24 protein-coding genes and 2 tRNA genes are annotated in these 26,315 nt (G+C 65.7%); 14 read left to right on the forward strand and 12 right to left on the reverse strand.

Going from position 1 to position 26,315, the window contains the following annotated elements; all coding sequences use genetic code 11:
* Positions 1-38 precede the first annotated feature (38 nt).
* Together ASF32_RS15990 and ASF32_RS15995 are read left to right on the forward strand one after the other, a co-directional pair.
* Positions 39-254, forward strand: coding sequence for a hypothetical protein (locus ASF32_RS15990; protein ID WP_056430291.1), 216 nt, complete (start codon positions 39-41; stop codon positions 252-254).
* 178 nt (positions 255-432) lie between these two features.
* Positions 433-948 carry a CAP domain-containing protein gene (locus ASF32_RS15995; RefSeq protein ID WP_056430296.1) on the forward strand — a complete coding sequence of 172 codons (516 nt, stop codon included), beginning with the start codon at positions 433-435 and terminating at the stop codon, positions 946-948.
* 25 nt (positions 949-973) lie between these two features.
* Here ASF32_RS15995 and ASF32_RS16000 read toward each other — a convergent pair whose 3' ends face one another.
* From ASF32_RS16000 to ASF32_RS16030, 7 genes are all read right to left on the reverse strand, one after another.
* The gene (locus ASF32_RS16000) at positions 974-1,228 is read right to left on the reverse strand and encodes a hypothetical protein (RefSeq protein WP_056430299.1); all 255 of its coding nucleotides are present in this window, start codon (positions 1,226-1,228) and stop codon (positions 974-976) included.
* 45 nt (positions 1,229-1,273) lie between these two features.
* Positions 1,274-1,349 (reverse strand) — tRNA-Val (locus tag ASF32_RS16005).
* Between the two features lie 132 nt (positions 1,350-1,481).
* Positions 1,482-3,911 (reverse strand): endopeptidase La, encoded by a 2,430-nt coding sequence (gene lon / locus ASF32_RS16010; protein ID WP_056430302.1) that lies wholly within the window; start codon positions 3,909-3,911, stop codon positions 1,482-1,484.
* Between the two features lie 254 nt (positions 3,912-4,165).
* Positions 4,166-5,437 carry an ATP-dependent Clp protease ATP-binding subunit ClpX gene (gene clpX / locus ASF32_RS16015; RefSeq protein ID WP_019904739.1) on the reverse strand — a complete coding sequence of 424 codons (1,272 nt, stop codon included), beginning with the start codon at positions 5,435-5,437 and terminating at the stop codon, positions 4,166-4,168.
* Positions 5,438-5,660: 223 nt separating this feature from the next.
* On the reverse strand, positions 5,661-6,287 hold the full coding sequence (locus ASF32_RS16020; protein ID WP_026176059.1) for an ATP-dependent Clp protease proteolytic subunit: 627 nt from the start codon (positions 6,285-6,287) through the stop codon (positions 5,661-5,663).
* 131 nt (positions 6,288-6,418) lie between these two features.
* Positions 6,419-7,855 carry a trigger factor gene (tig, locus tag ASF32_RS16025; RefSeq protein WP_056430576.1) on the reverse strand — a complete coding sequence of 479 codons (1,437 nt, stop codon included), beginning with the start codon at positions 7,853-7,855 and terminating at the stop codon, positions 6,419-6,421.
* 175 nt (positions 7,856-8,030) lie between these two features.
* Positions 8,031-8,115: transfer RNA gene (locus ASF32_RS16030), tRNA-Leu, on the reverse strand.
* Positions 8,116-8,311: 196 nt separating this feature from the next.
* Between ASF32_RS16030 and ASF32_RS16035 the strand changes: the two genes are divergently transcribed.
* Positions 8,312-9,841, forward strand: coding sequence for a multicopper oxidase family protein (locus ASF32_RS16035; protein WP_056430305.1), 1,530 nt, complete (start codon positions 8,312-8,314; stop codon positions 9,839-9,841).
* On the opposite strand, the gene ASF32_RS16040 is transcribed toward ASF32_RS16035, so the two are convergent.
* A complete protein-coding gene (locus tag ASF32_RS16040) occupies positions 9,834-11,327 on the reverse strand; it encodes a bifunctional ADP-dependent NAD(P)H-hydrate dehydratase/NAD(P)H-hydrate epimerase (protein ID WP_056430579.1) in 1,494 nt (497 codons plus the stop codon). The genes ASF32_RS16035 and ASF32_RS16040 overlap by 8 nt on opposite strands.
* A 214-nt stretch (positions 11,328-11,541) precedes the next feature.
* Here ASF32_RS16040 and ASF32_RS16045 point away from each other — a divergent pair, with 214 nt between their 5' ends.
* The 4 genes from ASF32_RS16045 (at position 11,542) to ASF32_RS16060 (ending at position 14,625) form a co-directional block, all read left to right on the forward strand.
* Positions 11,542-11,880 (forward strand): P-II family nitrogen regulator, encoded by a 339-nt coding sequence (locus ASF32_RS16045; RefSeq protein ID WP_003600526.1) that lies wholly within the window; start codon positions 11,542-11,544, stop codon positions 11,878-11,880.
* Between the two features lie 237 nt (positions 11,881-12,117).
* Positions 12,118-13,530, forward strand: a complete 1,413-nt coding sequence (gene glnA, locus ASF32_RS16050; RefSeq protein WP_056430308.1) for a type I glutamate--ammonia ligase — start codon at positions 12,118-12,120, stop codon at positions 13,528-13,530.
* A gap of 146 nt (positions 13,531-13,676) precedes the next feature.
* A complete protein-coding gene (locus tag ASF32_RS26595) occupies positions 13,677-14,264 on the forward strand; it encodes an RNase A-like domain-containing protein (RefSeq protein WP_244478130.1) in 588 nt (195 codons plus the stop codon).
* Positions 14,265-14,352: 88 nt separating this feature from the next.
* Positions 14,353-14,625, forward strand: a complete 273-nt coding sequence (locus tag ASF32_RS16060; protein WP_056430311.1) for a hypothetical protein — start codon at positions 14,353-14,355, stop codon at positions 14,623-14,625.
* A gap of 136 nt (positions 14,626-14,761) precedes the next feature.
* On the opposite strand, the gene rocF is transcribed toward ASF32_RS16060, so the two are convergent.
* Positions 14,762-15,691, reverse strand: a complete 930-nt coding sequence (gene rocF, locus ASF32_RS16065; protein WP_056430314.1) for an arginase — start codon at positions 15,689-15,691, stop codon at positions 14,762-14,764.
* Between the two features lie 72 nt (positions 15,692-15,763).
* Positions 15,764-16,831, reverse strand: coding sequence for an ornithine cyclodeaminase (locus ASF32_RS16070; RefSeq protein ID WP_056430317.1), 1,068 nt, complete (start codon positions 16,829-16,831; stop codon positions 15,764-15,766).
* A 154-nt stretch (positions 16,832-16,985) separates the two neighbouring features.
* Between ASF32_RS16070 and ASF32_RS16075 the strand changes: the two genes are divergently transcribed.
* Both ASF32_RS16075 and ASF32_RS16080 read left to right on the forward strand, forming a co-directional pair.
* Positions 16,986-18,422, forward strand: a complete 1,437-nt coding sequence (locus ASF32_RS16075; protein ID WP_056430320.1) for an amino acid permease — start codon at positions 16,986-16,988, stop codon at positions 18,420-18,422.
* A 367-nt stretch (positions 18,423-18,789) separates the two neighbouring features.
* Positions 18,790-19,050: a hypothetical protein gene (locus ASF32_RS16080; protein WP_056430323.1), complete on the forward strand. Its 261-nt coding sequence runs from the start codon at positions 18,790-18,792 to the stop codon at positions 19,048-19,050.
* Between the two features lie 208 nt (positions 19,051-19,258).
* On the opposite strand, the gene ASF32_RS16085 is transcribed toward ASF32_RS16080, so the two are convergent.
* A complete protein-coding gene (locus tag ASF32_RS16085; RefSeq protein ID WP_244478137.1) occupies positions 19,259-20,035 on the reverse strand; it encodes a trypsin-like peptidase domain-containing protein in 777 nt (258 codons plus the stop codon).
* Positions 20,036-20,238: 203 nt separating this feature from the next.
* A complete protein-coding gene (locus ASF32_RS16090; protein ID WP_244483667.1) occupies positions 20,239-20,541 on the reverse strand; it encodes a hypothetical protein in 303 nt (100 codons plus the stop codon).
* Positions 20,542-21,110: 569 nt separating this feature from the next.
* Here ASF32_RS16090 and ASF32_RS16095 point away from each other — a divergent pair.
* The 5 genes from ASF32_RS16095 (at position 21,111) to ASF32_RS16115 (ending at position 26,282) form a co-directional block, all read left to right on the forward strand.
* Entirely contained in the window at positions 21,111-22,991 is a 1,881-nt protein-coding gene (locus ASF32_RS16095; RefSeq protein WP_056430328.1) for a methanol/ethanol family PQQ-dependent dehydrogenase, read from the forward strand.
* Between the two features lie 240 nt (positions 22,992-23,231).
* Positions 23,232-24,080: a methanol oxidation system protein MoxJ gene (gene moxJ, locus ASF32_RS16100; protein ID WP_056430333.1), complete on the forward strand. Its 849-nt coding sequence runs from the start codon at positions 23,232-23,234 to the stop codon at positions 24,078-24,080.
* Positions 24,081-24,168: 88 nt separating this feature from the next.
* Positions 24,169-24,759, forward strand: a complete 591-nt coding sequence (moxG, locus tag ASF32_RS16105; protein ID WP_056430336.1) for a cytochrome c(L), periplasmic — start codon at positions 24,169-24,171, stop codon at positions 24,757-24,759.
* 90 nt (positions 24,760-24,849) lie between these two features.
* On the forward strand, positions 24,850-25,140 hold the full coding sequence (locus ASF32_RS16110; RefSeq protein WP_056255295.1) for a methanol dehydrogenase [cytochrome c] subunit: 291 nt from the start codon (positions 24,850-24,852) through the stop codon (positions 25,138-25,140).
* Positions 25,141-25,250: 110 nt separating this feature from the next.
* Positions 25,251-26,282, forward strand: coding sequence for a MoxR family ATPase (locus ASF32_RS16115; protein WP_056162404.1), 1,032 nt, complete (start codon positions 25,251-25,253; stop codon positions 26,280-26,282).
* Positions 26,283-26,315: the final 33 nt, after the last annotated feature.

Below are 26,315 nucleotides of genomic sequence, written 5' to 3' on the forward strand. Positions count from 1 at the left end.
TTTCCCGAGCGTGACTCGCGAAACGGGCTGTCCGAACCATGGCGGGCTTCTTCTTCCTGTACTTCACCGCCTGCATGGCGAACGCACCGGATACCTGTGAATCGAAGCGTCTTCCGCTCGACGTCGTCGATGCGCGAGGATGCATCCGCGTAGCACAGCCGCAGCTGGCGCGATGGGTCGACACCCATCCCGATTACCGCATCACCGCGTGGCGCTGCGGGTCGCCGCCCCGCGATCTCGGTACGCGGATCTGACGCGAATCGGCACCTTCTCGCGCATCGATCAAGTTTCTTCGCCAGAGTGCAATGGCGTGGCGGATCGGACACACCGGCCCGTGCCGCGATCCCGTTCGCGCCGCCGCCGCGATTTCGCCCCATCGCACCGGGATGGCGAAGCCGACGACATGGCAGCGCAGCGAACCGGCACCGAGCGATGATGGCTTTCCCCCTTTCACCCATTCTGTCGCGGCTGGGCGCCATCGTCCTTTTGGGGAGCCTGCTGGCGGTGGGCGGCTGCGGCGGACCGACGATCCTGCCCGATGCCGACAACCTCACGAGCCCGGTGATCCTGGACGAGAATGCCGCCGCCGCCGCGATCTCCCGCTACAGGGCGTCGCACGGGCTCGGCCCGGTGGTGCTGGATTCGAGCCTGATCCGGGCGGCCTCCTACCAGGCGGAATCCAATGCCCGGGCCGGCAAGCTCAGCCACGAGATCGGTGGCACGTTCGATTCGCGCATGGCGCGGGCGGGATTCGGCCGCTCCTTTGCCGCCGAGAACCTCAGCGCCGGTTCGAATACGTTCGACGAGGTGCTGGCACGCTGGAAAGCCTCATCCGAGCACAACAAGAACATGCTGATGCCTCAGCTGAAGCGAATTGGCATCGCCCGCGTCGATGCGCCGGGTACGCGCTACAAGCGCTTCTGGGCCTTGGTCCTCGCCGGAAACTGAGGCGCATACGTCCTCGCCGCGCGGCTCAATCCGGGATCTGGTCCGCTTCGGTCAACCCGTCCTGGATGCTGCGAATGATCGTGCGCATCTCGGGGATCATCGCGATGGCCCTGGCGATCCGCAACGCCTCCTCGCGGGTCATGAGGCCGGTTGCCTCTCGCTTCTCGGGCTCGTCGGAGAAGTATGTCCACGCGACGGCCGCTCCGTCCGCATCCTCGACGCAGAAACTCTCGACTTTCTCGACGACGAGCCAGGGGGTGGGGAAGCCGCGCGCGGTCATCGCTCGTCTCTGTTGCCGGGAAGCGTAGGGGGAGGGGCAGCGGGATGGTGGGCGGTGACGGGCTCGAACCGCCGACCCTCTCCGTGTAAAGGAGACGCTCTACCAACTGAGCTAACCGCCCGGTGCGCGCCGCATCGTTAATCCAAGCATCGTCGGGATGGCAACCCTCCTCGGCACGAGGCCGGTGGAGGACCATACGAAAAGGCCCCGGGGAAACCCCGGGGCCTTTCCATTTTTCACCCGCGGATGACGCTCAGTGAGCGATCACCGTGGTCGGCTCGTCCTCGCCGACCACCGGACGGCGGGCGACCGGGAGCGGCTCTTCCCACTCGATGCGCTCGGGCACCCTCACAAGAGCGTGCTGAAGCACCTGGTCCATCCGGGAGACCGGGATGATCTCCATCCCGTTCTTCACGCTGTCGGGCACCTCGGCGATGTCCTTGGCGTTCTCCTCGGGGATGAGGACCGTCTTGATGCCGCCGCGCAGGGCAGCGAGCAGCTTCTCCTTCAGACCGCCGATGGGCAGGATGCGGCCACGCAGGGTGACCTCTCCGGTCATCGCCACATCCTTCCTCACCGGGATGCCGGTGAGGGTCGAGATGATGGCGGTGGCCATGCCGATACCGGCCGACGGACCGTCCTTCGGGGTCGCCCCTTCCGGAACGTGGACGTGGATGTCGCGACGCTCGAACAGCGGCGGCTCGATGCCGAAGTCGAGGGCCCGGGAGCGGACATAGCTCGCCGCCGCCGAGATCGACTCCTTCATCACGTCACGCAGGTTGCCGGTGACCGTCATCTTGCCCTTGCCGGGCATCATGACGCCTTCGATCGTCAGCAACTCGCCGCCGACCTCGGTCCAGGCGAGACCCGTCACCACGCCGACCTGATCCTCCTCGTCGATCTCGCCGTAGCGGAACTTCGGCGCGCCGAGGAAGACCGGCAAGTTCTCTTCGGTGACGGCAACGGCCTTCACCTTGGTGATGAGGATCTCCTTCACCGCCTTGCGGATCAGGTTCGAGATCTCGCGCTCCAGGTTACGCACGCCCGCTTCCCGCGTGTAACGGCGGATGAGCATGAGGACGCCAGAATCGTCGATCTCCCATTCCTTGGCCGTGAGGCCGTGCTTCTTTACGGCACCCGGGATAAGATGCTTGCGGGCGATCTGAAGCTTCTCTTCCTCGGTGTAGCCGGCGATGCGGATCACCTCCATGCGGTCCATCAGGGGCGCAGGGATGTTGAGCGTATTTGCCGTCGTCACGAACATCACGTCCGAGAGATCGTAATCGACCTCGAGGTAGTGATCGTTGAACGTGCCGTTCTGCTCCGGGTCGAGCACCTCGAGGAGAGCCGCGGACGGATCGCCGCGGAAATCCTGGCCCATCTTGTCGATCTCATCGAGCAGGATGAGCGGGTTCGAGGTCTTGGCCTTGCGCATCGACTGCACGATCTTGCCGGGCATCGAACCGATATAGGTCCGGCGGTGACCGCGGATCTCGGCCTCGTCACGCACACCACCCAGCGACATCCGGACGAATTCGCGACCGGTCGCCTTGGCGATGGACTTGCCGAGCGAGGTCTTGCCGACGCCGGGAGGACCGACGAGGCACAGGATCGGACCGGTGAGCTTGTTCGCACGCTGCTGCACGGCGAGATACTCGACGATGCGCTCCTTGACCTTTTCCAGACCGAAATGGTCCTGGTCGAGCATGACCTGGGCGCCCAGCAGATCCTTCTTGATCCGCGACCGCTTCGACCACGGGATGCCGAGCATCCAATCGAGGTAGTTGCGCACGACCGTGGCCTCGGCCGACATCGGCGACATCTGGCGAAGCTTCTTCAGCTCGGCCATCGCCTTCTCACGGGCTTCCTTCGAGAACTTGGTCTTCTCGATCTTCTCTTCGATTTCGGCGAGCTCGTCCTTGCCGTCCTCTGAATCGCCCAGTTCCTTCTGGATCGCCTTCATCTGCTCGTTGAGGTAGTACTCGCGCTGGGTCTTCTCCATCTGCCGCTTCACGCGGGTCCGGATGCGCTTTTCCACCTGCAGCACGGAGATCTCGCTCTCCATCAGCGACAGGACGCGCTCGAGACGCTCCGCCACCGTGGGAATTTCGAGGATCGCCTGCTTGTCGGCGATCTTGACCGCGAGATGCGAGCCGACGGTATCGGCGAGCTTCGACGGCTCGTCGATCTGGGTGACCGCGGAGACGACCTCGGGCGAGATCTTCTTGTTGAGCTTCACGTAGTTCTCGAACTCGGAGATGACCGAGCGGGCGAGAGCCTCTGCCTCGACGGGATCGCCGAGCTCATCCGTCAGCGTCTCGACATCGGCTTCGTAGAAGGAATCCGACTTGTTGAAGTTCGTGATCTTGGCGCGGCCCGCGCCTTCGACGAGCACCTTCACGGTACCGTCGGGCAGCTTCAGGAGCTGAAGGACGCTGGCGAGCGTGCCGATCTTGTAGATCGCATCGGTCGACGGATCGTCGTCGCTGGCATTGATCTGGGTGGCCAGCAGGATGTGGCGGTCGGTGCGGACGGCCTCTTCGAGGGCGCGGATCGACTTCTCGCGGCCGACGAAGAGCGGCACGATCATGTGCGGGAAGACGACGATGTCACGCAGGGGCAGAACGGCGTAGGAGCCCGTCGAACCCGGGACGACCGGCTGGCGAGATTTCGATTGGGTCATGTCGGACTTCCTCTTGATGGATTCCGGGCTCTAGCTCCTCGAAATGAGCAAGCATCCTGCCACGGACCGACCAGTCCGCATCGCGGGGTCGGAAGCATCGCTGAACTGTGAGGCTGGAGGCGGGACACCGCACCTCAGAAGGTGAGCGTGCGGCCATCGCCGTCTGACACTTCAGATGGAAGCCGGGGAGAGCTTTTTCAAGAATTCTCCCCGGACCGTTTCGGCGGCTAAGTCTCTGCCGCCGCTTTGCGCCCTTAGGCGCTGACGCTCGCGGGAACGTCCTTGTTGCGGTCGCCATGGATGTAGAGCGGGCGCGACTTGCCCTCGACCACCTCGGGACCGATCACCACCTGCTCCACCGAATCGAGGCCGGGCAGGTCGTACATCGTCTCGAGCAGGATCGTCTCCAGGATCGAGCGCAGGCCGCGGGCGCCGGTCTTCCGCTCGATGGCCTTGCGGGCCACCATGGAGAGCGCCTCTTCCTGGAACGTCAGGTCGACATTCTCCATCTCGAACAGGCGCTGGTACTGCTTCACCAGGGCGTTCTTCGGCTCCTGCAGGATGCGCTTGAGGGCGACCTCATCGAGGTCCTCCAGCGTCGCCAGCACGGGCAGACGGCCGACGAACTCGGGGATCAGGCCGAACTTCAGCAGGTCCTCGGGCTCGACATTGCGGAAGATTTCGCCGGTGCGGCGGTCGTCCGGGGCCTGCACGGTCGCGCCGAAGCCGATCGAGGTGCCCTTGCCGCGCGCCGAGATGATCCGCTCCAGCCCGGCGAACGCGCCGCCGCAGATGAAGAGGATGTTGGTGGTGTCGACCTGCAGGAATTCCTGCTGCGGGTGCTTGCGACCGCCCTGCGGGGGCACGGAGGCAACGGTGCCTTCCATGATCTTCAGGAGGGCCTGCTGCACGCCTTCGCCCGACACGTCGCGGGTGATCGACGGGTTGTCGGACTTCCGCGAGATCTTGTCGATCTCGTCGATGTAGACGATGCCGCGCTGCGCCCGCTCGACGTTGTAATCCGACGCCTGGAGCAGCTTCAGGATGATGTTCTCGACATCCTCGCCGACATAGCCGGCTTCGGTCAGCGTCGTCGCGTCGGCCATGGTGAAGGGCACGTCGAGGATGCGGGCGAGGGTCTGCGCGAGCAGAGTCTTGCCCGAACCGGTCGGCCCGATCAGCATGATGTTGGACTTCGCCAGCTCGACGTCGTTGTGCTTCGAGGCGTGGGCGAGGCGCTTGTAATGGTTGTGGACCGCGACGGAGAGAACCTTCTTCGCGAAATCCTGGCCGATGACGTAATCGTCCAGGACGCGGCGGATCTCCTTCGGCGTGGGCACGCCGTCGCGCGATTTCACCAGCGAGGACTTCGATTCCTCACGGATGATGTCCATGCACAGTTCGACACACTCGTCGCAGATGAACACCGTCGGGCCCGCGATCAGCTTGCGGACCTCGTGCTGGCTCTTGCCGCAAAACGAGCAGTACAGCGTGCTCTTCGAGTCGTTGCCGCCAGTCTTGCTCATATCGGTCTCCGTTCGCGGGTGCGACGCCAGCCCCGGGGCGCACGCGCATCTTCTAAGATCTAAGGGCGCCCGCCTAAAGAAACAGTCACCTGCGCGCTTTCTGCCGGTAGGTCAGACTCGCGATGCAAGCATGCTGCCGCGACGGGATCAAGGCAAAGCCGCATTGGCGGCCCGCCTCTAAAGGACGCGCCGGGGCCGCCATGCGGCCACGGCGCGGTCGAGATCAGGCTGCGGCCGGCTCAGGACGCTTCTGGATCACTTCGTCGATCAGGCCGAATTCCTTGGCCGCGTCGGCGGTCATGAAATTGTCGCGCTCGAGCGCCTGGACGATGGTGTCGTAGTCGCGACCGGTATGCTTCACGTAGATCTCGTTGAGGCGCTTCTTCAGCGCTTCGATCTCGCGGGCATGGATCAGGATGTCCGTGGCCTGGCCCTGGAACCCGCCGGACGGCTGGTGGACCATGATTCGGGCGTTCGGCAGGGCGAAGCGGTGGCCGGGCTCACCGGCGGTGAGCAGCAGCGATCCCATCGAGGCGGCCTGGCCGACGCAGAGGGTCGTCACCGGGCAGCGGATGAACTGCATCGTGTCGTAGATCGACAGGCCCGACGTCACCACGCCACCGGGCGAGTTGATGTAGAAGGATATTTCCTTCTTCGGGTTTTCGGCTTCGAGGAACAGCAGCTGCGCGACGATCAGCGAAGCGCCGTAATCTTCGACCGGGCCGGTGAGGAAGATGATCCGCTCACGCAGCAGGCGGGAATAGATGTCGAATGCACGCTCGCCGCGGCTCGACTGCTCGACCACCATGGGAACGAGTGCGCTGTTATAATAGTCGACCGGATCTCTCATCATTCTCGTGCCCCAGGCTTCAAGGGGTCCGGCCGCGCGAATGGCGCGCGAGCCGGACGTGTCAGCGAACTACGGCGGCGGTGAACGCCGCCTTTACATCCAAGCCCGCCGCCCTTTTCGGAGCCTCGAGCTCAATCGGCCTTTGCGACGGCCGGGAGATCGTCGCCCGAAGGAGCCTGGGATTTGTCCGTCTCCGACTCCGTCGATCCGGCGCTGGCCGCATCGGCGTCCTCATCTGCGAACAAAGCATCCTTCGAAACAGGCTCTTCGACCAGCTTCACCTGGGCGAGGACATGGTCGACGACCTTCTCCTCGAACAGGGGTGCGCGAAGCTCGGCCAGGGCCTGTGCGTTCTTCCGGTAGAAGTCCCAGACCTGCTGCTCCTGCCCGGGATACTGCCGGACACGGGCGATCAGGGCCTGGTTCACCTCGTCGTCACTGACCTTGATATCGGCGGTCTCGCCCACCTGCGCAAGCACCAAGCCGAGACGGACGCGCCGCTCGGCGATCTTGCGGTACTCGGCCGTGGCCTTTTCCTCGGTGGTTCCCTCGTCCTCGAAGGTCTTGCCGCGGGTCTTCAGGTCCTGCTCGACCTGGGCCCACACGGCAGCGAATTCCTGGTGGACGAGGCTCGGGGGCAGGTCGAAAGCGTACTTGCCGTCGAGGGCGTCGAGGAGCTCCTTCTTGAGCTTGCGGCGCGACTGGGCCTCGAAATCACCACCGAGGGCGCCGGCGACGGCTTCCTTCAGCTTCTCCAGCGATTCCATGCCGAAGCCCTTGGCGAGCTCGTCGTCGATCTTGGTCTCGCCCGGAGCCTGGATCGCCGTGACGGTCACGTCGAACTCGGCATCCTTGCCGGCGAGGTGCTCGGCACCGTAGGCCTCGGGGAAGGTCGACTTCACCACCAGCGACTGGCCGACCTTGGCGCCGACCAGCTGGTCTTCGAAGCCGGGGATGAACGAGCCCGAGCCGAGCTCCAGATCCACGCCTTCGCCCTTGCCGCCGTCGAACTCGACGCCGTCGATCTTGCCGACGAAATCGATCGTGACGCGGTCGCCCGTGGCGGCCTCGGCGCCCTCGTCCTTCGGGGTGAAGGCGCGGTTCGAGGAGGCCATGCGGTTGATTGCCTCGTCGACCTCTTCGTCGCTCGGCTTGGCGACCTGCTTCGTCAGGGTGACGTCGGACAGGTCGACGAGCTCGAAGCTCGGCAGGACTTCGAGGGCGACGTTGAAGGACAGGTCGTCCTTGGCCTCGAGCGCCCGGTCGACGATGGAAGCCTCACCGGGGAATTCGATCTTCGGCTCGAGGGCGAGCTTGAGGTTGTTGTCGGTGACGATCTTCTGGTTGGCCTCGTTGACCGCGTTCTGCAGCACGTCGGCCATCACCGAGCGGCCGTAGAGCTTGCGCAGATGGGCCACCGGCACCTTGCCGGGGCGGAAGCCCTTGATCTGGGCCTTGTCCTTGAGGGTGGACAGCTCGGTCGTCAGGCGCTCTTCGAGCTCCTTGGCGGCCAGAAGCACCTGGAACTCGCGCTTCAGACCCTGGGAGAGTGTCTCGGTCACCTGCATCGTCGTCTTCCCGCTGTCGTCCGTGTGATCGGTCAAAAAATCTCGAATGGCGCCGCCGTCGAGGGCGGGACACCACAGGCGGCGTTTGACAAAGCACGCCCGACCGGAGGCCGACTCCGAGCGGCAGAGCGGGCCGGCCATCGCTGTGAGCCATTCCGTTCCCAACGGCGAAGGCTGGTGCGGGCGGAGGGGCTCGAACCCCCACGACTCTCGTCACTGGAACCTAAATCCAGCGCGTCTACCAGTTCCGCCACGCCCGCAAGCGCCAACGCCCGGCGTGCCTTTTCAGCCGCCAGAGCGCGGTCCTATAGCATGCGCGCGCAAGTCCGCAGCAAAAAAATAAGACCTCGCCCATCAGGGGCGTGGCGGCGGTTGGCGCCGCGCGGGACCGCCGTCTACAAGCGGGCGAAAGCGCCGGATGCGCCTGAGCATCCCTTCATTCCCGTCCGAGGTGACATGCCGAGTTCCGACCTGAAGAATGACCACCCGCCCTCGGAGACCGGTGGCCTGTCCCGCCGTTCGCTGATCGGCCGGGCGGCGGCCCTCGGACTTGCCGGACCGGCTTTCATCACGGGCGCGGGGGCGCAAACCGGATCGGGCAAGGCTACCCCAAAGGCAGCGCCCGTGCCGGCCAAGCCGTCCGAGACCAAGCCAGCCGAGACCAAGCCGGCCGAGCCGTTGCCCGAACCGCGCGCGCTCGTAGCCGGACCGGGCACGAACCGCCTGAAACCCGAGCCGGCCGCCGAGACGCCGGTCTGGACCTTCGACGGCAAAGCGACCCTTCCCGTCATCCGGGTGAAGCTCGGCGAGACTGTCCGCCTGCGCGTCGAGAACAAGACGGACAAGCCGCTCTCTCTCCACTGGCACGGGGTCCGCAACCAGAATGCCATGGACGGCGTCGGCGCCGTGACCCAGCCGCCGATCGCTCCGGGTGCGGACTTCACCTATTCCTTCGTCCCGCCGGATGCGGGCACGTTCCTGATCCGGCCCCTCGTCGTGGGCGGTTCGAGCGAACCGTCCGGACGTGGCCTCGCCGGTGCGTTGATCGTCGAGGAGACCTCGCCGCCCTCGCTTGACCAGGACCTCGCGCTGCTTATGCAGGATTGGCGTCTGGAGGAGAACGGCGCGCTGATGCCGTTCGGACAGACGGCTTTCGCCGCGGCCTCCGGGCGCCTCGGCAATCTCGTCACGATCAACGGCAGGCCGGTTCCCGAAGCGGTGGAGGTGCGCCCGGGATCGCGGATCCGCCTGCGGCTCGGCAATGTCTGCAACGCGCGCGGAACCCGCATCCGTTTCGAGGGCGCCAAGGTCTACGTTGTGGCGGTGGACGGCCAGCCCACCGACACGTTCGAGCCGTTGCGGGCGACGCTGCCCTTCCCCCCCGGCACCCGCTACGACCTGATGCTCGACATGCCGGCGGAGGCCGGCGCCAGCGTCACGGTCAATGCCCTGGTGGGCAACGGCCTCGTCCTGGCGACACTCACCACCAAGGGCCAGCCAGTGACGGAGAAGCGTCCGCCGATCGCACCGGTGGGCGAGAACAAGCTCCTGCCCGCCGAGGTCAAGCTCCAGAACGCAATCCGCCGCGACATCGCGATCACCGGCGGCGCCAAGCTCGACAAGGACAAGCCCAACGCCGAACCGGCCTATGCCGGTGACCCGAATCGGGTCTGGGCGATCAACGGCATCACGGGAGCCTCCGGCACCGCTCCCTCCTTCACGGTGAAGCGCGGCCAGGTTGTGGTCCTGGCGATCCGGAACGACACCGCCTTCCCGCAGGCCCTGCACGTCCACGGCCACGCCTTCCGGCTGCTTCACCCGCTTGACGACGGCTGGGAGCCCTATTGGCTCGACACGTTCCAGCTGCTCGAAGGCCGTACGGCCCGGATCGCCTTCAAGGCGGACAATCCCGGCCGCTGGGTCATCGGCTCCACGGTGCTGGAGCGGTTCGACACCGGATTGTGGACGAGTTTCGAGGTCACTTGACCAGACCGGCGAGAACCCGCGGCATCATCTCCGGCAGATCCTCGGCGATGAGGCCCGGCCCATGCCGCAAACCGGCATCGCCGTGGAGCCAGACCGCCGCGCAGGCGGCCTCGAAGGCCGGCATGCCCTGCGCCAGCAGGCCGGCGACGAGGCCGCCGAGGACGTCGCCCGAACCGGCCGTGCCGAGATAGGGCGTGGCGTGGTCGTTGATGGCGGCACGTCCGTCGGGCGCGGCGACGATGGTATCGGCGCCCTTCAACACCACCACCGCCCCGGCGACAGACGCCGCCCTCAGCGCCCGTTCGAGCTTGCTCGCCGTCGGGTCGATAGCGGCCGTATCGGCGAAGAGGCGGCCGAACTCACCGGAATGCGGGGTCAGCACTGCCTGCCCCCCGCCATCCGCGATGAGGCTCGCCAATTGGTCGACCTGACCCTTGAAGCTCGTGAGCGCGTCGGCGTCGAGGACGAGGCTTCGCCCGACGCCGGCCGCCACGGCGACACGCTCGCGGGTCGCCTCGCCGCTCCCCATGCCGGGGCCGGCGAGGATGACGTTGAGGCGCTCGTCCACGAGGAGATCGTCGAGGTCGTCGGCGGTCTCGCATGGCGTCAGCATGATCGCGGTGAGATGCGCGGCGTTCTCAGGCATCGCGGCGGTGGGGGAGGCCACGGTGACGAGGCCGGCCCCGACCCGCAACGCCGCCCGTGCCGCGAGGCGGATCGCCCCGGTCTTGAAGGCCGGCCCGGACAGGGCGAGGACATGCCCCCTGGTGTATTTGTGACTGACGGCGTCGAGCCTCGGGAAATCAGAGTCCCAGAGACCCGGCCCGTTGCGCCAGACCCTCGGCGTGCCGGCCAACCCCTGTTCGACGGCAGCGTCGCCGATGCCGATATCGGCCACATGGAGATGACCGCAATGGTCGCGACCCGGCTGCAGCAGATGGCCGGGCTTGAGCGCGACGAAGGTTACCGTCTCGCGCGCCCTGAACGCGACCCCGCGTAAAGCGCCCGTATCGCCGTCGATCCCGCTCGGAATGTCGACGGCGAGAACGGGCACGTTCGCCGCCGCGACCCGCTCGACCATGGCCCTCGCCGCGCCGTCGAGGTCGCGGGACAGGCCCGCCCCGAACAGGGCATCGATGACGAGGGCGGCCCCCACCGGATCGGCCTCGGATAGGACGGGCCCCTGCCAGTCAGCGGCGGCCAACGCGGCGTCGCCGGTCAGGCTCACCACCGGCGCGGTGCAGACGAGATTGACCGCATAGCCGCTGCGTTCGAGGAGGCGGGCGGCAATGAGACCGTCCCCACCATTGTTGCCGGGTCCGCAGAGGACGAGGATGCGGGAGGGCGCGGCGACCATCGTGGCGGCCCTCTCGGCCACGGCGGCGCCTGCCCGGCGCATCAGCTCGATCCCCGGAACGCCCGCCGCTATGGCGGCGGCGTCCATTCTCCGCATTGCTTCGACGGTGATCAGACGGTGTGGGGGCATTCGAAACTTCGCCTTGTCCATGTGTCCATGCCTGCGCACCGCTCATGCCGCGCCGTTATTTCAGGCGCAAAGCGGGCTTGGCTGAAACGATTTGCATTCGTTGCCTACCGAATGGGCAATTTAACGCCTGTCTCGGGGAAAACGGCGTGGCGAAGGCCGTGCCGCGATGGTAGGAAAAGGGCCCGGAGCAGCATTCAGGTCAGGCCCGTTCGGCATGAAGAAGATCGAAGCGATCATCAAGCCATTCAAGCTGGACGAGGTGAAGGAGGCCCTTCAAGAGGTCGGCCTTCAGGGCATCACCGTGATCGAAGCCAAGGGGTTCGGCCGGCAGAAGGGCCATACCGAGCTCTATCGCGGCGCCGAATACGTGGTCGATTTCCTGCCCAAGGTGAAGCTCGAGATCGTCCTCTCCGACGCCCTGGTCGAAGGTGCCGTGGAAGCCATCCGCAAGTCGGCCCAGACCGGACGCATCGGCGACGGCAAGATCTTCGTCTCGACCATCGAGGAAGCGATCCGCATCCGCACCGGCGAGACCGGCACCGACGCGATCTGACGCCCGCTTCCGGCGGATGTTCCGGCATGGCTTCGGCCGGCCGGCGGCGGCGGCGGTCGAACGGAACCATGGGGCGAAGGCGCCGGCCTGTTACAATCCGGCCAAGCGCGGCTCTAGCCTCGCGCCGCCCTAGAAGCTAAGTCCCTCGCGCACGCCCCTTCCCAATCCGCGGCACGCCACCGCGTGGTGCGGCAAAACCACGGCCGAGACAGGCTGAGCCTCGAAGGAGACACAGGGATGGCAAAGACCGCCGATCAGGTCCTCAAGGAAATCAAGGACAACGACGTCAAGTACGTCGATTTCCGCTTCACCGATCCCCGGGGCAAGTGGCAGCACGTCACGTTCGACGTGTCCCTCGTCGATGAGGAAATCTTCGCCGAAGGCACGATGTTCGACGGCTCGTCGATCGCCGGCTGGAAGGCGATCAACGAATCCGACATGCTGCTGATGCCCGACCCGGCGACGGCCTGCATGGACCCGTTCTTCTCGGCCTCCACCATGTCGATCGTCTGCGACGTGCTCGAGCCCTCGTCCGGCCTGCCGTATTCGCGCGATCCGCGCAGCACCGCCAAGCTCGCCGAGGCGTTCCTCAAGTCCACCGGCATCGGCGACACGATCTATGTCGGCCCCGAGGCCGAGTTCTTCGTGTTCGACGACGTGAAGTTCGGCTCCGACCCGTACCATACCGGCTTCCAGCTCGATTCGGTGGAACTGCCCACCAACGGCTTCACCGATTACGAGGGCGGCAACCTCGGCCACCGCGTCGCCACCAAGGGCGGCTACTTCCCAGTGCCGCCGCAGGATTCGGCGCAGGACATGCGCGGCGAGATGTTGGCCGCCATGCAGTCCATGGGCGTCAAGGTCGAGAAGCACCACCACGAGGTCGCCTCGGCCCAGCACGAGCTCGGCATGAAGTTCGACACGCTGACCCTGCTCGCCGACCACATGCAGATCTACAAATACGCGATCCACAACGTGGCCCAGAGCTACGGCAAGACCGCGACCTTCATGCCGAAGCCCGTCTACGGCGACAACGGCTCGGGCATGCACGTGCACCAGTCGATCTGGAAGGACGGCAAGCCGATCTTCGCCGGCGACAAGTATGCCGATCTCAGCCAGGAATGCCTCTGGTACATCGGCGGCATCATCAAGCACGCCAAGGCGCTGAACGCCTTCACCAACCCGTCCACCAACTCCTACAAGCGTCTGGTGCCCGGCTACGAGGCCCCCGTGCTGCTGGCCTACTCGGCCCGCAACCGCTCGGCCTCCTGTCGTATCCCGTGGACGACGAACCCGAAGGCCAAGCGCGTCGAGGTCCGCTTCCCCGACCCGATGGCGAACCCCTACCTCGCCTTCTCGGCCCTGCTGATGGCCGGCCTCGACGGCATCATCAACAAGATCGATCCGGGCCCGGCCATGGACAAGGATCTCTACGACCTGCCCCCGCGCGAGTTGAAGAAGATCCCCACCGTCTGCGGCAGCCTGCGTGAAGCCCTCACGAACCTCGACCGCGACCGCGGCTTCCTGAAGGCCGGCGGCGTGTTCTCGGACGACCAGATCGACTCCTTCATCGAACTGAAGATGACGGAAGTGATGCGCTACGAGATGACCCCGCATCCGGTCGAGTTCACGATGTACTACTCGCTCTGAGAGCGGGCCGGCCGGGCGCGATCGCCCGGCCTTTCGGACAGTTCGCGACGCCGGGGCCTCGAAAGGGGCTCCGGCGTTTCGCGTTTCACCCCCCCCCCGATTTCGTAACTGATATTATGCTATTATTCCTTTATAGGTATAATAGCTTGATCAAGGGGGTTAATCCGATGTCGTCGAGCGCAACGGCCCTTCTGCGGGCGAGATGGCTGATCACGTCGTGCCGTGTTCAGGTCGCGTTTCAGCGGTTGCGTCTGTCGCTCCGTGCGTACCACGCCGATCAACCCCGCGTGCCGGCCGGACATCCGGACGGCGGCCAATGGACGGACGGCGGTGCGGGCGACGGATATGATTCCGGTGACGATGCGCGGATCGTCCACGTCTCGGATGACCTCAACCGTCGGTACACGGTCGTGCTCTCCGAAGAAGAGGTGCGCGGCGGCCATACGCTTCGCGAGCATGTCGGTAAGACGGACGCGCAGAAGATGCAGCGCGTCCAGTCCAGCAAAAGGAGATTTCTGTTCGTAGACTATGGCCTCAGGCGAGATGGCACGTTCGTGTCTGTGGAGACCGCAAACGATCTCTTCAACCGCACCTTGGAACAGAACGCCTCCGAAGTTGATGACGTCGCAACCGGGAAAAAGGCCAATGCATTCCTAAAGTCCCGATTTGGATACAAAACTGGTCGGGAAGCCTACACGGCGGGGCAGCTTGAGCCGTACATGCGTACGACTTAAGGTGTCGGAATCTTTATCCTTCACGATCCGGGCAACCCCCGCGGGTACCGCATCCATACCGCCTATCCGGGCAACGACGGAGATTGACATGCGAGCGTCCCCGGAATTCCTGAAGTTCGGCCGTTGGTTCATGCAGGACATCAGTGGCGGCGCGCCGACGCTCGACGAGATGTACGATTTCGTTCTCAACCTCTTCCGCGGCGAGGAGCGCGTCCGGTTGCGGCAGTTCATCGACCGCGCCCTCCGCGAGGCGTCCGACGAGACGTTGAAGGGATTGTGGAAGGAGACGGACGCCGACATCTACTTCCCCACCGCGCAGGATCTGCGCGCATTCCTGACCGGCGCCCGCGACCGGCTCTGAACGCCGTTTCGTTCGCCCTGCGCGGGTGTCGGCAGCCTACGATCATCACACATTTCGCGGGATACGCGGCTCTCCTCCCCCTTGTGGGGAGATGGACGCGCTCCGCCTGTCCGAGGAGTGGTGTGAACCCGGTCGGTCAAAAACTCCGCGTCGGCCGGTCGAGGACGCTGCGTCCCATCAGGCTGGCGGCGAGATCCGTCATCAGGATCGCGGTGCGGCCGCGCTCGTCGAGGAAGGGGTTGAGCTCGACGAGATCGAGGCTGCGGACGAGGCCGCTATCGTGCAGCATCTCCATGGCGAGATGCGCCTCGCGGAAGGTGGCGCCGCCCGGAACCGTGGTGCCGACGCCCGGCGCGATGCCGGGATCGAGAAAATCCACGTCGAGGCTCACATGCAGCCATCCGCCGGCGGCGGCCACCCGTTCGAGGAAGGCCTTCAGCAGGATGCCGATGCCGAACTCGTCGATGGCGCGCATGTCGTGCACGGTGATCCCGGCCTCGCGGATCGTCTGCCGCTCCGCCGGATCGACGCTGCGCAGGCCGATCATGCAGACGTTGTGCGGTTTCACCGGCGCGACGGGCGGCGGCAGGTAGGGGGCGAACCCCTTGAGACCGATCGCATAGGCCATCGGCACGCCGTGGAGATTGCCGCTCGTCGTCGTTTCCAGGGTGTGGAGGTCGGGATGCGCGTCGAGCCAGAGCACGTGCAACTCGCGGCCCGCCTCGGCCGCCCGCCGGCTCATGCCCGAGACCGTACCGGCAGAGAGGCTGTGATCGCCGCCGAGGAAAATCGGCAGGCCCTCGCCCCCGGCCCGATAGGCGGCCTCGCTGAGCGCCGACGTCCAGCGCACGAAGTCGGAGAGGTTGGTCACGCTCGGATTGGGATGGGCGACGGCCTCGCCGGGGGGAGGGGCGATGTTCCCGCGATCCTCCACCACCAGGCCGAGGGAGGTGAGGGCGCCGCCCAAACCGGCGGCCCGGTAGGCGCTCGGGCCCATGTCGCAGCCCAGCCGGCTCGTGCCCTCCTGGACCGGCACGCCGATGAGGATGCAGCGTTTCTCGTCCATGGTTTCACTCTCCGATCCGCCGATACCATAGGGGCCGCGCACGACAGCCGTGAGGCGCGGGCCGGCGGATCGTCATGGCGCCGCAGGATCGGGACCAGCCCGGCCCTCCGCCCGAAGCAGCATCCCGAACAGGTCGCGGGGATCGTCCGGGTCCGCCAGCAGGTCGAGATCCTCGAAGAAGCCGGTGCCGGCCAGCACCGAGCGCAGGTATCGCAGGGCGGAGAAATCCTCGACCGCGAAGCCGACGGAATCGAACAGCGTGATCTGCCTGTCGTCGCTCCGCCCCGGCACCTCGCCGGCGATCACCCGCCAGAGTTCGGTGACGGGGTGATCGGCCGGCAATTGCTGGATCTCGCCTTCGAGCCGGGTCTGGGGCGCGTATTCGACGACGATGTCCGAACGGCGAAGGATGTCGGGGTGGAGCTCGGTCTTGCCGGGGCAATCCCCGCCGACGGCGTTGATGTGGATGCCGGGGCCGACGAGGTTGTCGGTGAGAATGGTGGCGCATTGCTTGTCGGCCGTCGCTGTCGTGACGATATCGGCGCCTTCCACGGCCTCTGCGGTGCTCGAACAGATCGCGATCCGGAAGCCGAACCCCGCGAGGTTGCGCCGGCACTTGGCGCTGGCGGCCGGGTCGATGTCGTAGAGCCGCAGGGAATCGATGCCGATGAGGGCCTTGAAGGCCAGGGCCTGGAACTCGGCCTGGGCGCCGTTCCCGATGATCGCCATGGTCCGCGCCCCTTTCGGGGCGAGGTATTTCGCCGCGACCGCCGACATGGCGGCGGTGCGCAGAGCCGTGAGGATCGTCATCTCGGTGAGCAGCATCGGATAACCGTTGCCGACATCGGCCAGCACGCCGAAGGCGGCCACTGTCTGACGCCCGCTGCGGGCGTTCTTCGGGTGACCGTTGACGTATTTGAAGCCGTAGGTGGTGCCGTCGCTGGTCGGCATCAGTTCGATCACGCCGTCGGCGCTGTGGGAGGCCAGGCGCGGCTGCTTGTCGAACAGATGCCAGCGCCGGAAATCCTCCTCGATCGTGGCGGCCAGTTCCCGCAGGAACCGCTCGACGCCGATCGCGAGGACGAGCCTCATCATGTTGTCGACGCTGACGAAGGGAACGACATTCAGTTTGTCCGCCATGACGCCTCGTCTCCCGGACCGATACCGAATCGATCATAGGCAGGATGCGCGCCCGCGCGAGGCGGCATAGCCCTTGCTGCGATGGGAGAGGGCGAAATGGGCAGGGCAACATGATCGGCACCTCTCGCCCCGGTCGCTGTGAGGTCGCGTCGCGATGGGGTCGTTGATCGGATCGGACGGGGGACCGAGCGACTGGCGCCGGTCGGTACTTCGGCGCAAACCCATATCCCCCGCGACGCAGGGTGCCGATGCCGGAGCCCGGCCCCTCGAACGCTCCATCGGCCTGTTCCGCCTCGTCATGCTCGGGGTCGGCGCCACGGTCGGCACCGGCATCTTCGTGATCCTGAGCGCGGCGGTGCCGGAGGCCGGCCCCGCCATCCTGGTCTCGTTCCTGCTGGCCGCCGTCACGGCGGGTCTCACGGCGCTCTGCTACGCGGAACTGGCTTCGGCGCTTCCGCTCTCGGGCTCGTCCTATTCCTATGCTTACGCCACCCTCGGGGAACTCGCGGCCTTCCTCGTCGGGGCCTGCCTTCTCCTCGAATACGCGGTCTCCGCCTCGGCCATCGCCGTCGGATGGGGCCAGTACCTCAACGAGGTGCTCAGTGCGCTCCTCGGCTGGACCATGCCGGATTCCATCAGCCAGCCCCCCGGCAGGGGCGGCTACGTCAACCTGCCGGCCATCGTCCTCATCGGCCTGTGCACCCTGCTGCTCCTGCGCGGCACCGCCGAATCCACCGCGATCAACGCGGTCCTCGTAGTCCTGAAACTCGCCGTGCTGGTGTTCTTCGCCGTGGTCGCCCTCACGGCGTTCGAGCCTGCGAACCTCACGCCCTTCGCTCCCCTCGGCTGGGCCGGCATCGGCACCGCTGCCTCGACGATCTTCTTCTCCTATATCGGCCTCGATACGATCTCGACGGCGAGCGAGGAGGTGCGCGACCCGGCCCGCACGCTGCCCCTGGGCATTCTCCTCTCCCTGGTCATCGTCACCGCGATCTACCTCCTCGTCGCCCTCGCGGGGATCGGAGCCCAACCCTGGACGCACTTTGCCGGGCAGGATGCCGGGCTGGCGGTGATCCTCAGAAACGTCACCGGGACGCCCTGGCCGGCCCTCGTCCTGTCGATCGGGGCGGTCATCTCCATCTTCTCCGTGACCCTGGTGACGATGTATGGCCAGACCCGCATCCTCTTCGCCATGAGCCGGGACGGGCTGCTGCCGACGCTGTTCCAGCGCGTGGACCGGCGCAGCCGGAGCCCGAACGCCAATACGCTGGTGGTGGGATTCTTCGTCGCCTCGCTGGCGGCGCTCGTTCCCCTCGACGTGCTCGCCAACCTCACCAGCATGGGCACCCTCGTGGCCTTCACGGCGGTTTCCCTCAGCGTGATCATCTTGCGCCGGCGACGCCCCGACTTGCCGCGAGGATTTCGCGTGCCGCTCTACCCGCTCGTGCCCCTCGCGAGCCTCGCCTGCTGCCTGATGCTCATCGCGGCGCTGCCACGGGACACCTACCTGCTCTTCGCGATCTGGATCGGTGTCGCGCTGGTGATCTACACCGCCTATTCCCAGCGTCATTCGCGATTGGCTCGGGGCTGAGAGCCGGTCTGATGAGGTTTCTCTGCGTATCGTCTTGCCAGGGTCGATCATCCAAGCCGACCACCTCATCCTGAGGTGACATTTGCGCAAGCAAAGGGCTTGAGGGAGCCTCCAGGGATCGCGCGTCGACTGGAGGCCTCCTTCGAGGCCGCTTCGCGGCACCTCAGGATGAGGTGGTGCGTTGGAAAAATACCTCACATCTGCTCTGAGACCAGACTGCGACGAGCGTGCCTCATGGGCTTTGCCTGCCTGCGATGACACGGCGGAGGACCGGTTCCGCCCTGCAAGACGGGCCAGCGGGACTTGCGCCGCCGCGCCTCGGTTTCCAGCTGATATCGGCTGTTCCTCAAGCCGATCGAGTGCTGCGATGCCCCGCTTCTTCTTTCACACCCATATCGGCCGGGAGGTCATCGCCGATCCCACAGGCACCGAATTGCGGGATGCCGACCATGCCTGGGAGGTCGCCCGCGACACGATCCAGGCGACGATGAGCGAGGCGGAGGCCCAGGCCCGCCTGATGGGGGCAATTCTCGTCGTCACCGACGAATCCGGCGAAACGGTCCTCGAATTCCCGTTCTCCGAGGTTGTCACCCTCGCGCCGGAAGAGCCGGGCCCCACCGTGCATTGAGTGCCTGCGTGATTGGATGCTCATGCCGGAGCCGATCATCCCAGCAGACCACCTCATCCTGAGGTGCCCGCGACAGCGGGCCTCGAAGGAGCCCTCCAGCGGGCGCGCGATCCCTGGAAGCCTCCTTCGAGGCCGCTGTGCGGCACCTCAGGATGAGGTGAAGCCCTGGGAAAAACAACGGAAATAAGCGGTGAGACGCCCTGTCGCCTCACCGGGTCTTGGGAGCCTCGCTTTCCGCCGTAACGGCCTGCCGGATCGCCGCCAGGAGGGCGCCTTCGAAGAGCAGGGCGGAACCGTAATGGAACTCGAGGTCGAAGGGGCGGCGCGAGTTCATCGAGAGCGAGGCGCTCTGCATCGCCACGAGACGGCCCGACAGGTCGAACAGGCCGGAGCCCGAGCCGCCGAACCCGTCATTGCAATTGTGCCGGGCGCGGCGGATGTCGTCCTCCGTCGGCGGATCGATCTGGTGGATCGCGCAGGTCTCGGTGCTGCTCGGCCCGCGATAATTCTCGTGCCCGCCGGGTGAGACCATCACCACGGGGATCTCCGCGATGCCGGTGGCAAGGGTCGGCGCGTCGGGGACCGGCTGCGGCGGCGCGCCGACCACCGCCTCCGTGAGGTCGAGCAAGGCCCAATCGTCGGTGATGTGCAGGGCCTTGGCGTCGGTTGCCGCGCCGAGGCGCAGGCTCGCCGGCACGAAGCCGTAATTCCGCCCGCCGATCTGGAAGAAGCAATCCTCCACCTCCCGCGTCACCTCCATGCGGCGGTTGCGAAAATTGTGCGCGTTCATCACCACGAGGCGTGACGAACCGACGAGCCAGGCGGCCGCCGCCTTCTGCGGGATACCGTCCGGCCGGCGATGGCAGAACAGGACGCCCGCGCCGGGATAGCGGGTGATGTCGGCCCCCGTCAGATCGCGGCGCCCGTCATGCGGATAGAGAGCGGCCATGCGCCCTTCCTCCGCCGAGGCCGCCCCCGACACCATGAGCGCGAGCCCGGCCAGCACCCATCTCCGCAGCGGACGGGACCGGCCATCGTGCCTCCGGCGGATCGAGCTTTCGGCTGCGACAGGAATCATCTGTGATGTGAACCGATGCTGATGCTGCGCCATCGCCGCTCGATCCGAGGAGGAGGGCGGTTCGGAATGTCGTCGGCCTCGCGCACGGGGCAGGGCCCCACGGGGACCACCTATTCCGGCGGGTCCTTCTTCACGGACACGCACATCTTCACCGCCGATTCCAGCTTGATCTCGCCCGGATTGCCGATATTCGCGGTCTCTTCCAGGCAGCGGATGAAGTAATTCTTGTCGAGCTCGGCGTTCAGGCTGGAGAAGGCCTTGCCCATGCGGGTGGCGAAATCGATCTTCTCGTCCGTGGAGGCGCGGGGCCAGCGCGATACCTTGTCGTCCATGGTCAACCGTGCCGCATCGGCAATCGACGGCAGGACAATCAGGCAAATCACGAGTGCAGTTGTTCTTCTGATCATCGGCATGTCTCGTTTTTGTTTCCTACCCACCATCAGTTTAGCGCTGGTCGGCAACGAGTAAAGCACAGGCTCACCGGCACAGGACGCTTTTCCTGCTGCGACACTGTGCATAAACCTTGCGCATCGCGACCGCGCATCGTCCGCCTCCCGTGCCTCTGCGCCACCGAACACCGGACCGCTCCGAGAGGCCGACGACGACCGACCTGCAGCGCAAGTGCTTCGACCCACAGGGCAAGTGCTTCGACCGAAAGGGAAAGACCGGTCGTTCACCTATGTCGGTCTTCCGCAAGTCTTACCCAGGATCACCCGCCAGACCGGGATAAAAGCATGGAACAAGTTGCCAAATCGTCCTGTAAAAAAAGGTTGAAGTGGCTAAAGACATCAGGCAAAGCAAATGATTATATAGCTAGCCGATGGATCAGTAATAAGTCTTTTATAAGAGCGGCCAGCGTCAGGTTATTCTTATAAATACGTTCATAATATCGATCGACTGACTGTTTGCTGAACCGGCGAAAGCAATGGCTGCGGCCGATCCCCTGGGGTCGAGCACGCGGCAGAAGGGCAGGAGACGCAGAATGAACAGGTTACTGAATTCAGTCTCGGTGCTGGCCGTCTTGGCCCTGGCACCGATCGGATTGTCAGGGATCGCTCACGCCAACGACAAGCTCATCGATCTGTCGAACAGCGATGAAAACTGGGTGATGCCGGGCAAGAACTACGACTCGGACAATTACAGCAAGCTCAAGCAGATCAACACGACGAACGTGAAGGACCTCAAGGTCTCCTGGTCGTTCTCGACCGGCCTGCTCAACGGCCACGAGGGCGCGCCCGTCGTCGTCGACAACAAGATGTATATCCACACCTCCTTCCCGAACAACACCTTTGCTCTCGCCCTCGACGATCCGGGCAAGATCCTGTGGCAGGACAAGCCCAAGCAGAACCCGGCCGCCCGCGCCGTCGCCTGCTGCGATCTCGTCAATCGCGGTCTGGCCTACTGGCCCGGCGACGGAAAGACCCCGGCGCTGATCCTCAAGACCCTGCTCGACGGCAACGTCATGGCGCTCAACGCCGAGACCGGGGAGACGGTGTGGAAGGTCGAGAATTCCGACATCAAGGTCGGCTCCACGCTGACGATCGCCCCCTACGTGGTGAAGGACAAGGTCATCATCGGCTCCTCGGGCGCCGAGCTCGGCGTGCGCGGCTACCTCACCGCCTACGACGTGAAGACCGGTTCCCAGGTCTGGCGCGCCTACGCGACCGGCCCGGACAAGGACCTGCTGCTCGCCTCCGACTTCAACATCAAGAACCCCCATTACGGCCAGAAGAACCTCGGCACCTCCACCTGGGAGGGCGATGCCTGGAAGATCGGCGGCGGCACCAACTGGGGCTGGTACGCCTACGATCCCGGCACCAACCTGATCTACTTCGGCACCGGCAACCCGGCGCCGTGGAACGAGACCATGCGTCCCGGCGACAACAAGTGGACGATGACCATCTTCGGCCGCGACGCCGATACGGGTGAGGCCAAGTTCGGCTACCAGAAGACCCCGCACGACGAGTGGGATTACGCCGGCGTCAACGTGATGATGCTGTCGAACCAGAAGGACAAGGACGGCAAGGACCGCAAGCTCCTGACCCATCCGGACCGGAACGGCATCGTCTACACGCTCGACCGGACGGACGGCTCGCTCGTCTCGGCCAACAAGATCGACGACACCGTCAACGTGTTCAAGTCGGTGGACCTGAAGACCGGCCAGCCGGTGCGCGATCCCGAATACGGCACCCGCATGGACCACCTCGCCAAGGACATCTGTCCCTCGGCGATGGGCTACCACAACCAGGGCCACGATTCCTACGATCCCGAGCGCAAGCTCTTCTTCATGGGCATCAACCACATCTGCATGGATTGGGAGCCCTTCATGCTTCCCTACCGTGCCGGTCAGTTCTTCGTCGGCGCCACTCTGAACATGTATCCCGGCCCGAAGGGCGATCGCCAGAACTACGAAGGTCTGGGCCAGATCAAGGGCTACAACGCCATCACCGGCGAGTTCAAATGGGAGAAGATGGAGCGCTTCGCCGTGTGGGGCGGAACGACGGCGACCGCCGGCGGTCTCGTGTTCTACGGAACGCTGGACGGCTACATCAAGGCGCGCAACTCGGACAACGGAGACCTTCTCTGGAAGTTCAAGATGCCGTCGGGCGCCATCGGCTACCCGATCACCTACAGCCACAAGGGTGATCAGTACGTCGCCATCTACTACGGCGTCGGCGGCTGGCCGGGTGTCGGCCTCGTGTTCGACCTTCAGGACCCGACTGCCGGCCTCGGCGCGGTGGGCGCGTTCAAGAAGCTCGCCAACTACACCCAGATGGGCGGCGGCGTGATGGTGTTCTCGCTGAACGGCAAGGGTCCGTACGACGATCCGAGCATCGGCGAGTACCAGACCGCAGCCAAGTAACGGCTGCATCGGGAAACGAGCGCGTCCCTCTCCCCCTAGTGGGGAGAGGTTAGGAGTGGTGGTGGTTGGGTGACCCGCAGACTGCAGAGGCCAGCGGAGCCACCCCCACCTCCAACTCCTCCCCGCAATCTCGACGGATCTCGGGCAGGCCCGAGATCCGCTGCGGAGGAGAGCGGCGCTCCGTTCGCAGCGCCTCGATCCCAAAGAATCCGACCCATAAAAAACAACGGAAACGCTCTCATGTCCTTCGCCAAAGGATGCCTGTCCGTCGCGGCTCTCCTCGCCCTCGGCAGTGCCGCGTTCGCGCAGGCCGATACGAAATCCGCGCCCGACGACACCGTGCTTCGGGTCTGCGCGGCCAACCAGCCGCCGCTCTCGATGAAGGACGGCTCCGGGCTCGAGAACCGCATCGTCTCCGCCGTGGCCGAGGCCATGGGGCGCAAGGCGCAGTTCGTCTGGTCCGACAAGGCGGCGATCTATCTCGTGCGCGACAGCCTCGACAAGAAGCTGTGCGACGTGGTGGTCGGCCTCGACAGCGACGACCCGCGCGTGCTCACCACGAAGCCCTATTACCGCAGCGGCTACGTCTTCATCACCCGCGCCGACCGGGACCTCGACATCAAGTCCTGGTCCGATCCGCGCCTGAAGACGATCGACCACATGGTCGTCGGTTTCGGCACGCCGGGCGAGGCGATGCTGAAGGATATCGGCCGCTACGAGGAGGACATGGCCTACCTCTACTCGCTGGTGAACTTCCGCGCGGCCCGCAACACCTACACGCAGATCGACCCGGCCCGGATGGTCAGCGAAGTCGTCGCCAACAAGGCCGACGTCGCCGTGGCCTTCGCGCCGGACGTCGCCCGCTACGTCAAGGATTCGAGCCAGCCCCTGCGCATGAATCCGGTGCCGGACGATACGGTGCGCAGCGACGGCCAGAAGGTGCCGCAGAGCTTCGACCAGTCCATGGGCGTCCGCCGCGACAACCAGGCCCTCAAGACGGCCCTCGACGCCGCGATCGCCAAGGCTCGCCCGCAGATCGAGGCGATCCTCCGCCAGGACGGCGTGCCCGTCACCCCCGTTTCCAACTGATCCTCCGAACCCTGTCCCGCGTCGCCGGTGCGCTGAGCACCGGTACGCCCACCTCGGCCGCAAGTCCGGGGATAAACAGAGCAAATTGATGCGTCACACGAACCGTGTCCTCGCCGCCCTTCTCGGGCTCGGCCTCGCCTCCGCCGGTCTGGCGGCCCTGGCCCAGCCCTCCGCGGGCCCCTCGACGGGGATCACCTTCCGCAACACCGTGACCGGCGAAGAATTGAACGTCTCGGAAGGCAAGGAAGGCGGGCGCGACACTCCCGCCGTCAAGGAGTTCTTCCAGACCGGCAAGAACCTCTACATCGACGACAAGTCGTGCCTGCGTAACGGCGAGTCGCTGTTCGCGACCTCGTGCTCCGGCTGTCACGGGCACCTCGCCGAAGGCAAGCTCGGTCCCGGCCTCAACGACAATTACTGGACCTATCCGTCCAACACCGAGGATACCGGCCTGTTCGCCACCATCTTCGGCGGCGCCAACGGCATGATGGGTCCGCACAACGAGAACCTGACGCCCGACGAGATGCTGCAGACGATCGCCTGGATCCGGCACCTCTATACCGGCCCGGTCAAGGACGCCGTCTGGCTCAACGACGAGCAGAAGAAGAAATACACGCCCTACAAGCAGGGCGAGACCTTCCCCAAGGACGCTCCGGGCCAGTGCCCACCGCTGGAGTAGCAGTCTTGGGAAGTCACGTCGCGCGAGGATGCCTCGCGCGGTGAGCGAGAAGCGGCGAACGCCGTAACAATCAAACCAGAGGAAACGACCATGCGGACACTCATCACGGCTCTCGCAATCGGTGCGGGCGCGCTGCTCGCCGTTCCCGCGCTCGCCTATGACGGCACCAAGTGCAAGGCCGCCGGCGATTGCTGGCAGCCCAAGCCCGGCTTCCCCGAGAAGATCGCCGGCACGAAATACGACCCGAAGCACGATCCGAAAGAGCTGAACAAGCAGGCCGATTCGATCAAGCAGATGGAAGAGCGCAACAAGAAGCGCATCGAAGCCGCCAAGAAGACCGGCAAGTTCGAATACGACGTCACCAAGATTTCCTCCAACTGACGTCGTCGCCGCCTATCGCTTTGGGCGGCCATCACGGTGACCGCGATCCCCTCAGGCGCCTGGACCGCTCCGTCCGGGGATCGCGGCCGCTGTCCTCAAAGGCAAACCCCATGAACGACATCCGCTCCGGCGACGCGATGCTCACCGATTGGCGCGAGGCGGCCGGCCGTTTCGAGCGCGCGGTCCGCGGCGCCGTGGTGGGCCAGGACCGCGCGATCCGGCTTCTCACCATCGCCCTCTTCGCCCGGGGCCACGTGCTGCTGGAAGGCGATGTCGGCGTCGGCAAGACCACCCTGCTGCGCGCCGTGGCGCGGGCGCTCGGCGGCGCCTACGAGCGCATCGAGGGCACGGTGGACATGATGCCGTCCGACCTCATCTATCACACCTACCTCGCCGATGACGGCCGCCCGCGCGTGGAGCCGGGGCCGGTGCTGCGGCAATCCGAAGACCTCTCGATCTTCTTCTTCAACGAAATCAACCGCGCCCGTCCGCAGGTCCATTCGCTCCTGCTCCGCCTCATGGCCGAGCGCAGCCTGACCGCGTTCAACCGCGAATACCGTTTCCCCAATCTCCAGGTCTTCGCCGACCGCAACCGCGTCGAGCGCGAAGAAACCTTCGAACTCCCGGCCGCCGCCCGCGACCGCTTCCTGATGGAGATTGGGCTCGAAGCCCCGCGCGATGCCGAGGCGCGCCGCGCCCTCGTCTTCGATCCGCGCTTCCACGACACCGATGCCCTCATCGCGGGAATCGACGGCGGCGTCCTCGATCACGCCGCCATGGCCGGGATCGGCGCGGCGATCCAGCATGGCATCCAGGCGAGCCCGGCCATCGAGGCCTACGTGGTCGGCCTGTGGGAGGCCCTGGTCCGCCCGCACGAGGCCGGCATCCGCCTGCCCGGCATCGACATGTCGGCGCTGATCCAGGGCGGGGCCTCGCCGCGCGGCGTCGCCTTCCTCGTCCGCGCCGCCCGCGTCCGCGCCTGGCTGGAGGGCCGCGACTGGCTCGTGCCCGAGGACATCCGGGCGATCTTCCCCGAGGTGATGGCCCACCGCGTCTTCCTCGAGCCGATCTACGAGATGCGCCGCAGCACCATCGTGCCGGAGCTCTGCCGCGCCGTGTTCGACACCGTGCCCGCCCCGTGACGGCGCCCGAGAGAACGCCCCAGGAGCCGACGC

Origin of the sequence: Methylobacterium sp. Leaf91, from assembly GCF_001422815.1 — a bacterium.
Lineage (GTDB): Bacteria > Pseudomonadota > Alphaproteobacteria > Rhizobiales > Beijerinckiaceae > Methylobacterium.

Bases quoted from the DNA above. Each gene is read 5' to 3' on its own strand.
- ASF32_RS16095 (WP_056430328.1), top strand. From the start codon at position 21,111: ATGAACAGGTTACTGAATTCAGTCTCGGTGCTGGCCGTCTTGGCCCTG.
- ASF32_RS16045 (WP_003600526.1), top strand. From the start codon at position 11,542: ATGAAGAAGATCGAAGCGATCATCAAGCCATTCAAGCTGGACGAGGTG.
- ASF32_RS16070 (WP_056430317.1), bottom strand. From the start codon at position 16,831: ATGGCGGACAAACTGAATGTCGTTCCCTTCGTCAGCGTCGACAACATG.
- ASF32_RS16085 (WP_244478137.1), bottom strand. From the start codon at position 20,035: ATGGTGTCGGGGGCGGCCTCGGCGGAGGAAGGGCGCATGGCCGCTCTC.
- ASF32_RS16090 (WP_244483667.1), bottom strand. From the start codon at position 20,541: ATGCCGATGATCAGAAGAACAACTGCACTCGTGATTTGCCTGATTGTC.
- ASF32_RS15995 (WP_056430296.1), top strand. From the start codon at position 433: ATGATGGCTTTCCCCCTTTCACCCATTCTGTCGCGGCTGGGCGCCATC.
- ASF32_RS16110 (WP_056255295.1), top strand. From the start codon at position 24,850: ATGCGGACACTCATCACGGCTCTCGCAATCGGTGCGGGCGCGCTGCTC.
- ASF32_RS16115 (WP_056162404.1), top strand. From the start codon at position 25,251: ATGAACGACATCCGCTCCGGCGACGCGATGCTCACCGATTGGCGCGAG.
- ASF32_RS16060 (WP_056430311.1), top strand. From the start codon at position 14,353: ATGCGAGCGTCCCCGGAATTCCTGAAGTTCGGCCGTTGGTTCATGCAG.
- glnA (WP_056430308.1), top strand. From the start codon at position 12,118: ATGGCAAAGACCGCCGATCAGGTCCTCAAGGAAATCAAGGACAACGAC.
- tig (WP_056430576.1), bottom strand. From the start codon at position 7,855: ATGCAGGTGACCGAGACACTCTCCCAGGGTCTGAAGCGCGAGTTCCAG.
- ASF32_RS16040 (WP_056430579.1), bottom strand. From the start codon at position 11,327: ATGCCCCCACACCGTCTGATCACCGTCGAAGCAATGCGGAGAATGGAC.
- lon (WP_056430302.1), bottom strand. From the start codon at position 3,911: ATGACCCAATCGAAATCTCGCCAGCCGGTCGTCCCGGGTTCGACGGGC.
- ASF32_RS16000 (WP_056430299.1), bottom strand. From the start codon at position 1,228: ATGACCGCGCGCGGCTTCCCCACCCCCTGGCTCGTCGTCGAGAAAGTC.
- rocF (WP_056430314.1), bottom strand. From the start codon at position 15,691: ATGGACGAGAAACGCTGCATCCTCATCGGCGTGCCGGTCCAGGAGGGC.
- moxJ (WP_056430333.1), top strand. From the start codon at position 23,232: ATGTCCTTCGCCAAAGGATGCCTGTCCGTCGCGGCTCTCCTCGCCCTC.
- ASF32_RS16035 (WP_056430305.1), top strand. From the start codon at position 8,312: ATGCCGAGTTCCGACCTGAAGAATGACCACCCGCCCTCGGAGACCGGT.
- ASF32_RS16075 (WP_056430320.1), top strand. From the start codon at position 16,986: ATGGGGTCGTTGATCGGATCGGACGGGGGACCGAGCGACTGGCGCCGG.
- ASF32_RS16020 (WP_026176059.1), bottom strand. From the start codon at position 6,287: ATGAGAGATCCGGTCGACTATTATAACAGCGCACTCGTTCCCATGGTG.
- ASF32_RS15990 (WP_056430291.1), top strand. From the start codon at position 39: ATGGCGGGCTTCTTCTTCCTGTACTTCACCGCCTGCATGGCGAACGCA.
- ASF32_RS16080 (WP_056430323.1), top strand. From the start codon at position 18,790: ATGCCCCGCTTCTTCTTTCACACCCATATCGGCCGGGAGGTCATCGCC.
- moxG (WP_056430336.1), top strand. From the start codon at position 24,169: ATGCGTCACACGAACCGTGTCCTCGCCGCCCTTCTCGGGCTCGGCCTC.
- clpX (WP_019904739.1), bottom strand. From the start codon at position 5,437: ATGAGCAAGACTGGCGGCAACGACTCGAAGAGCACGCTGTACTGCTCG.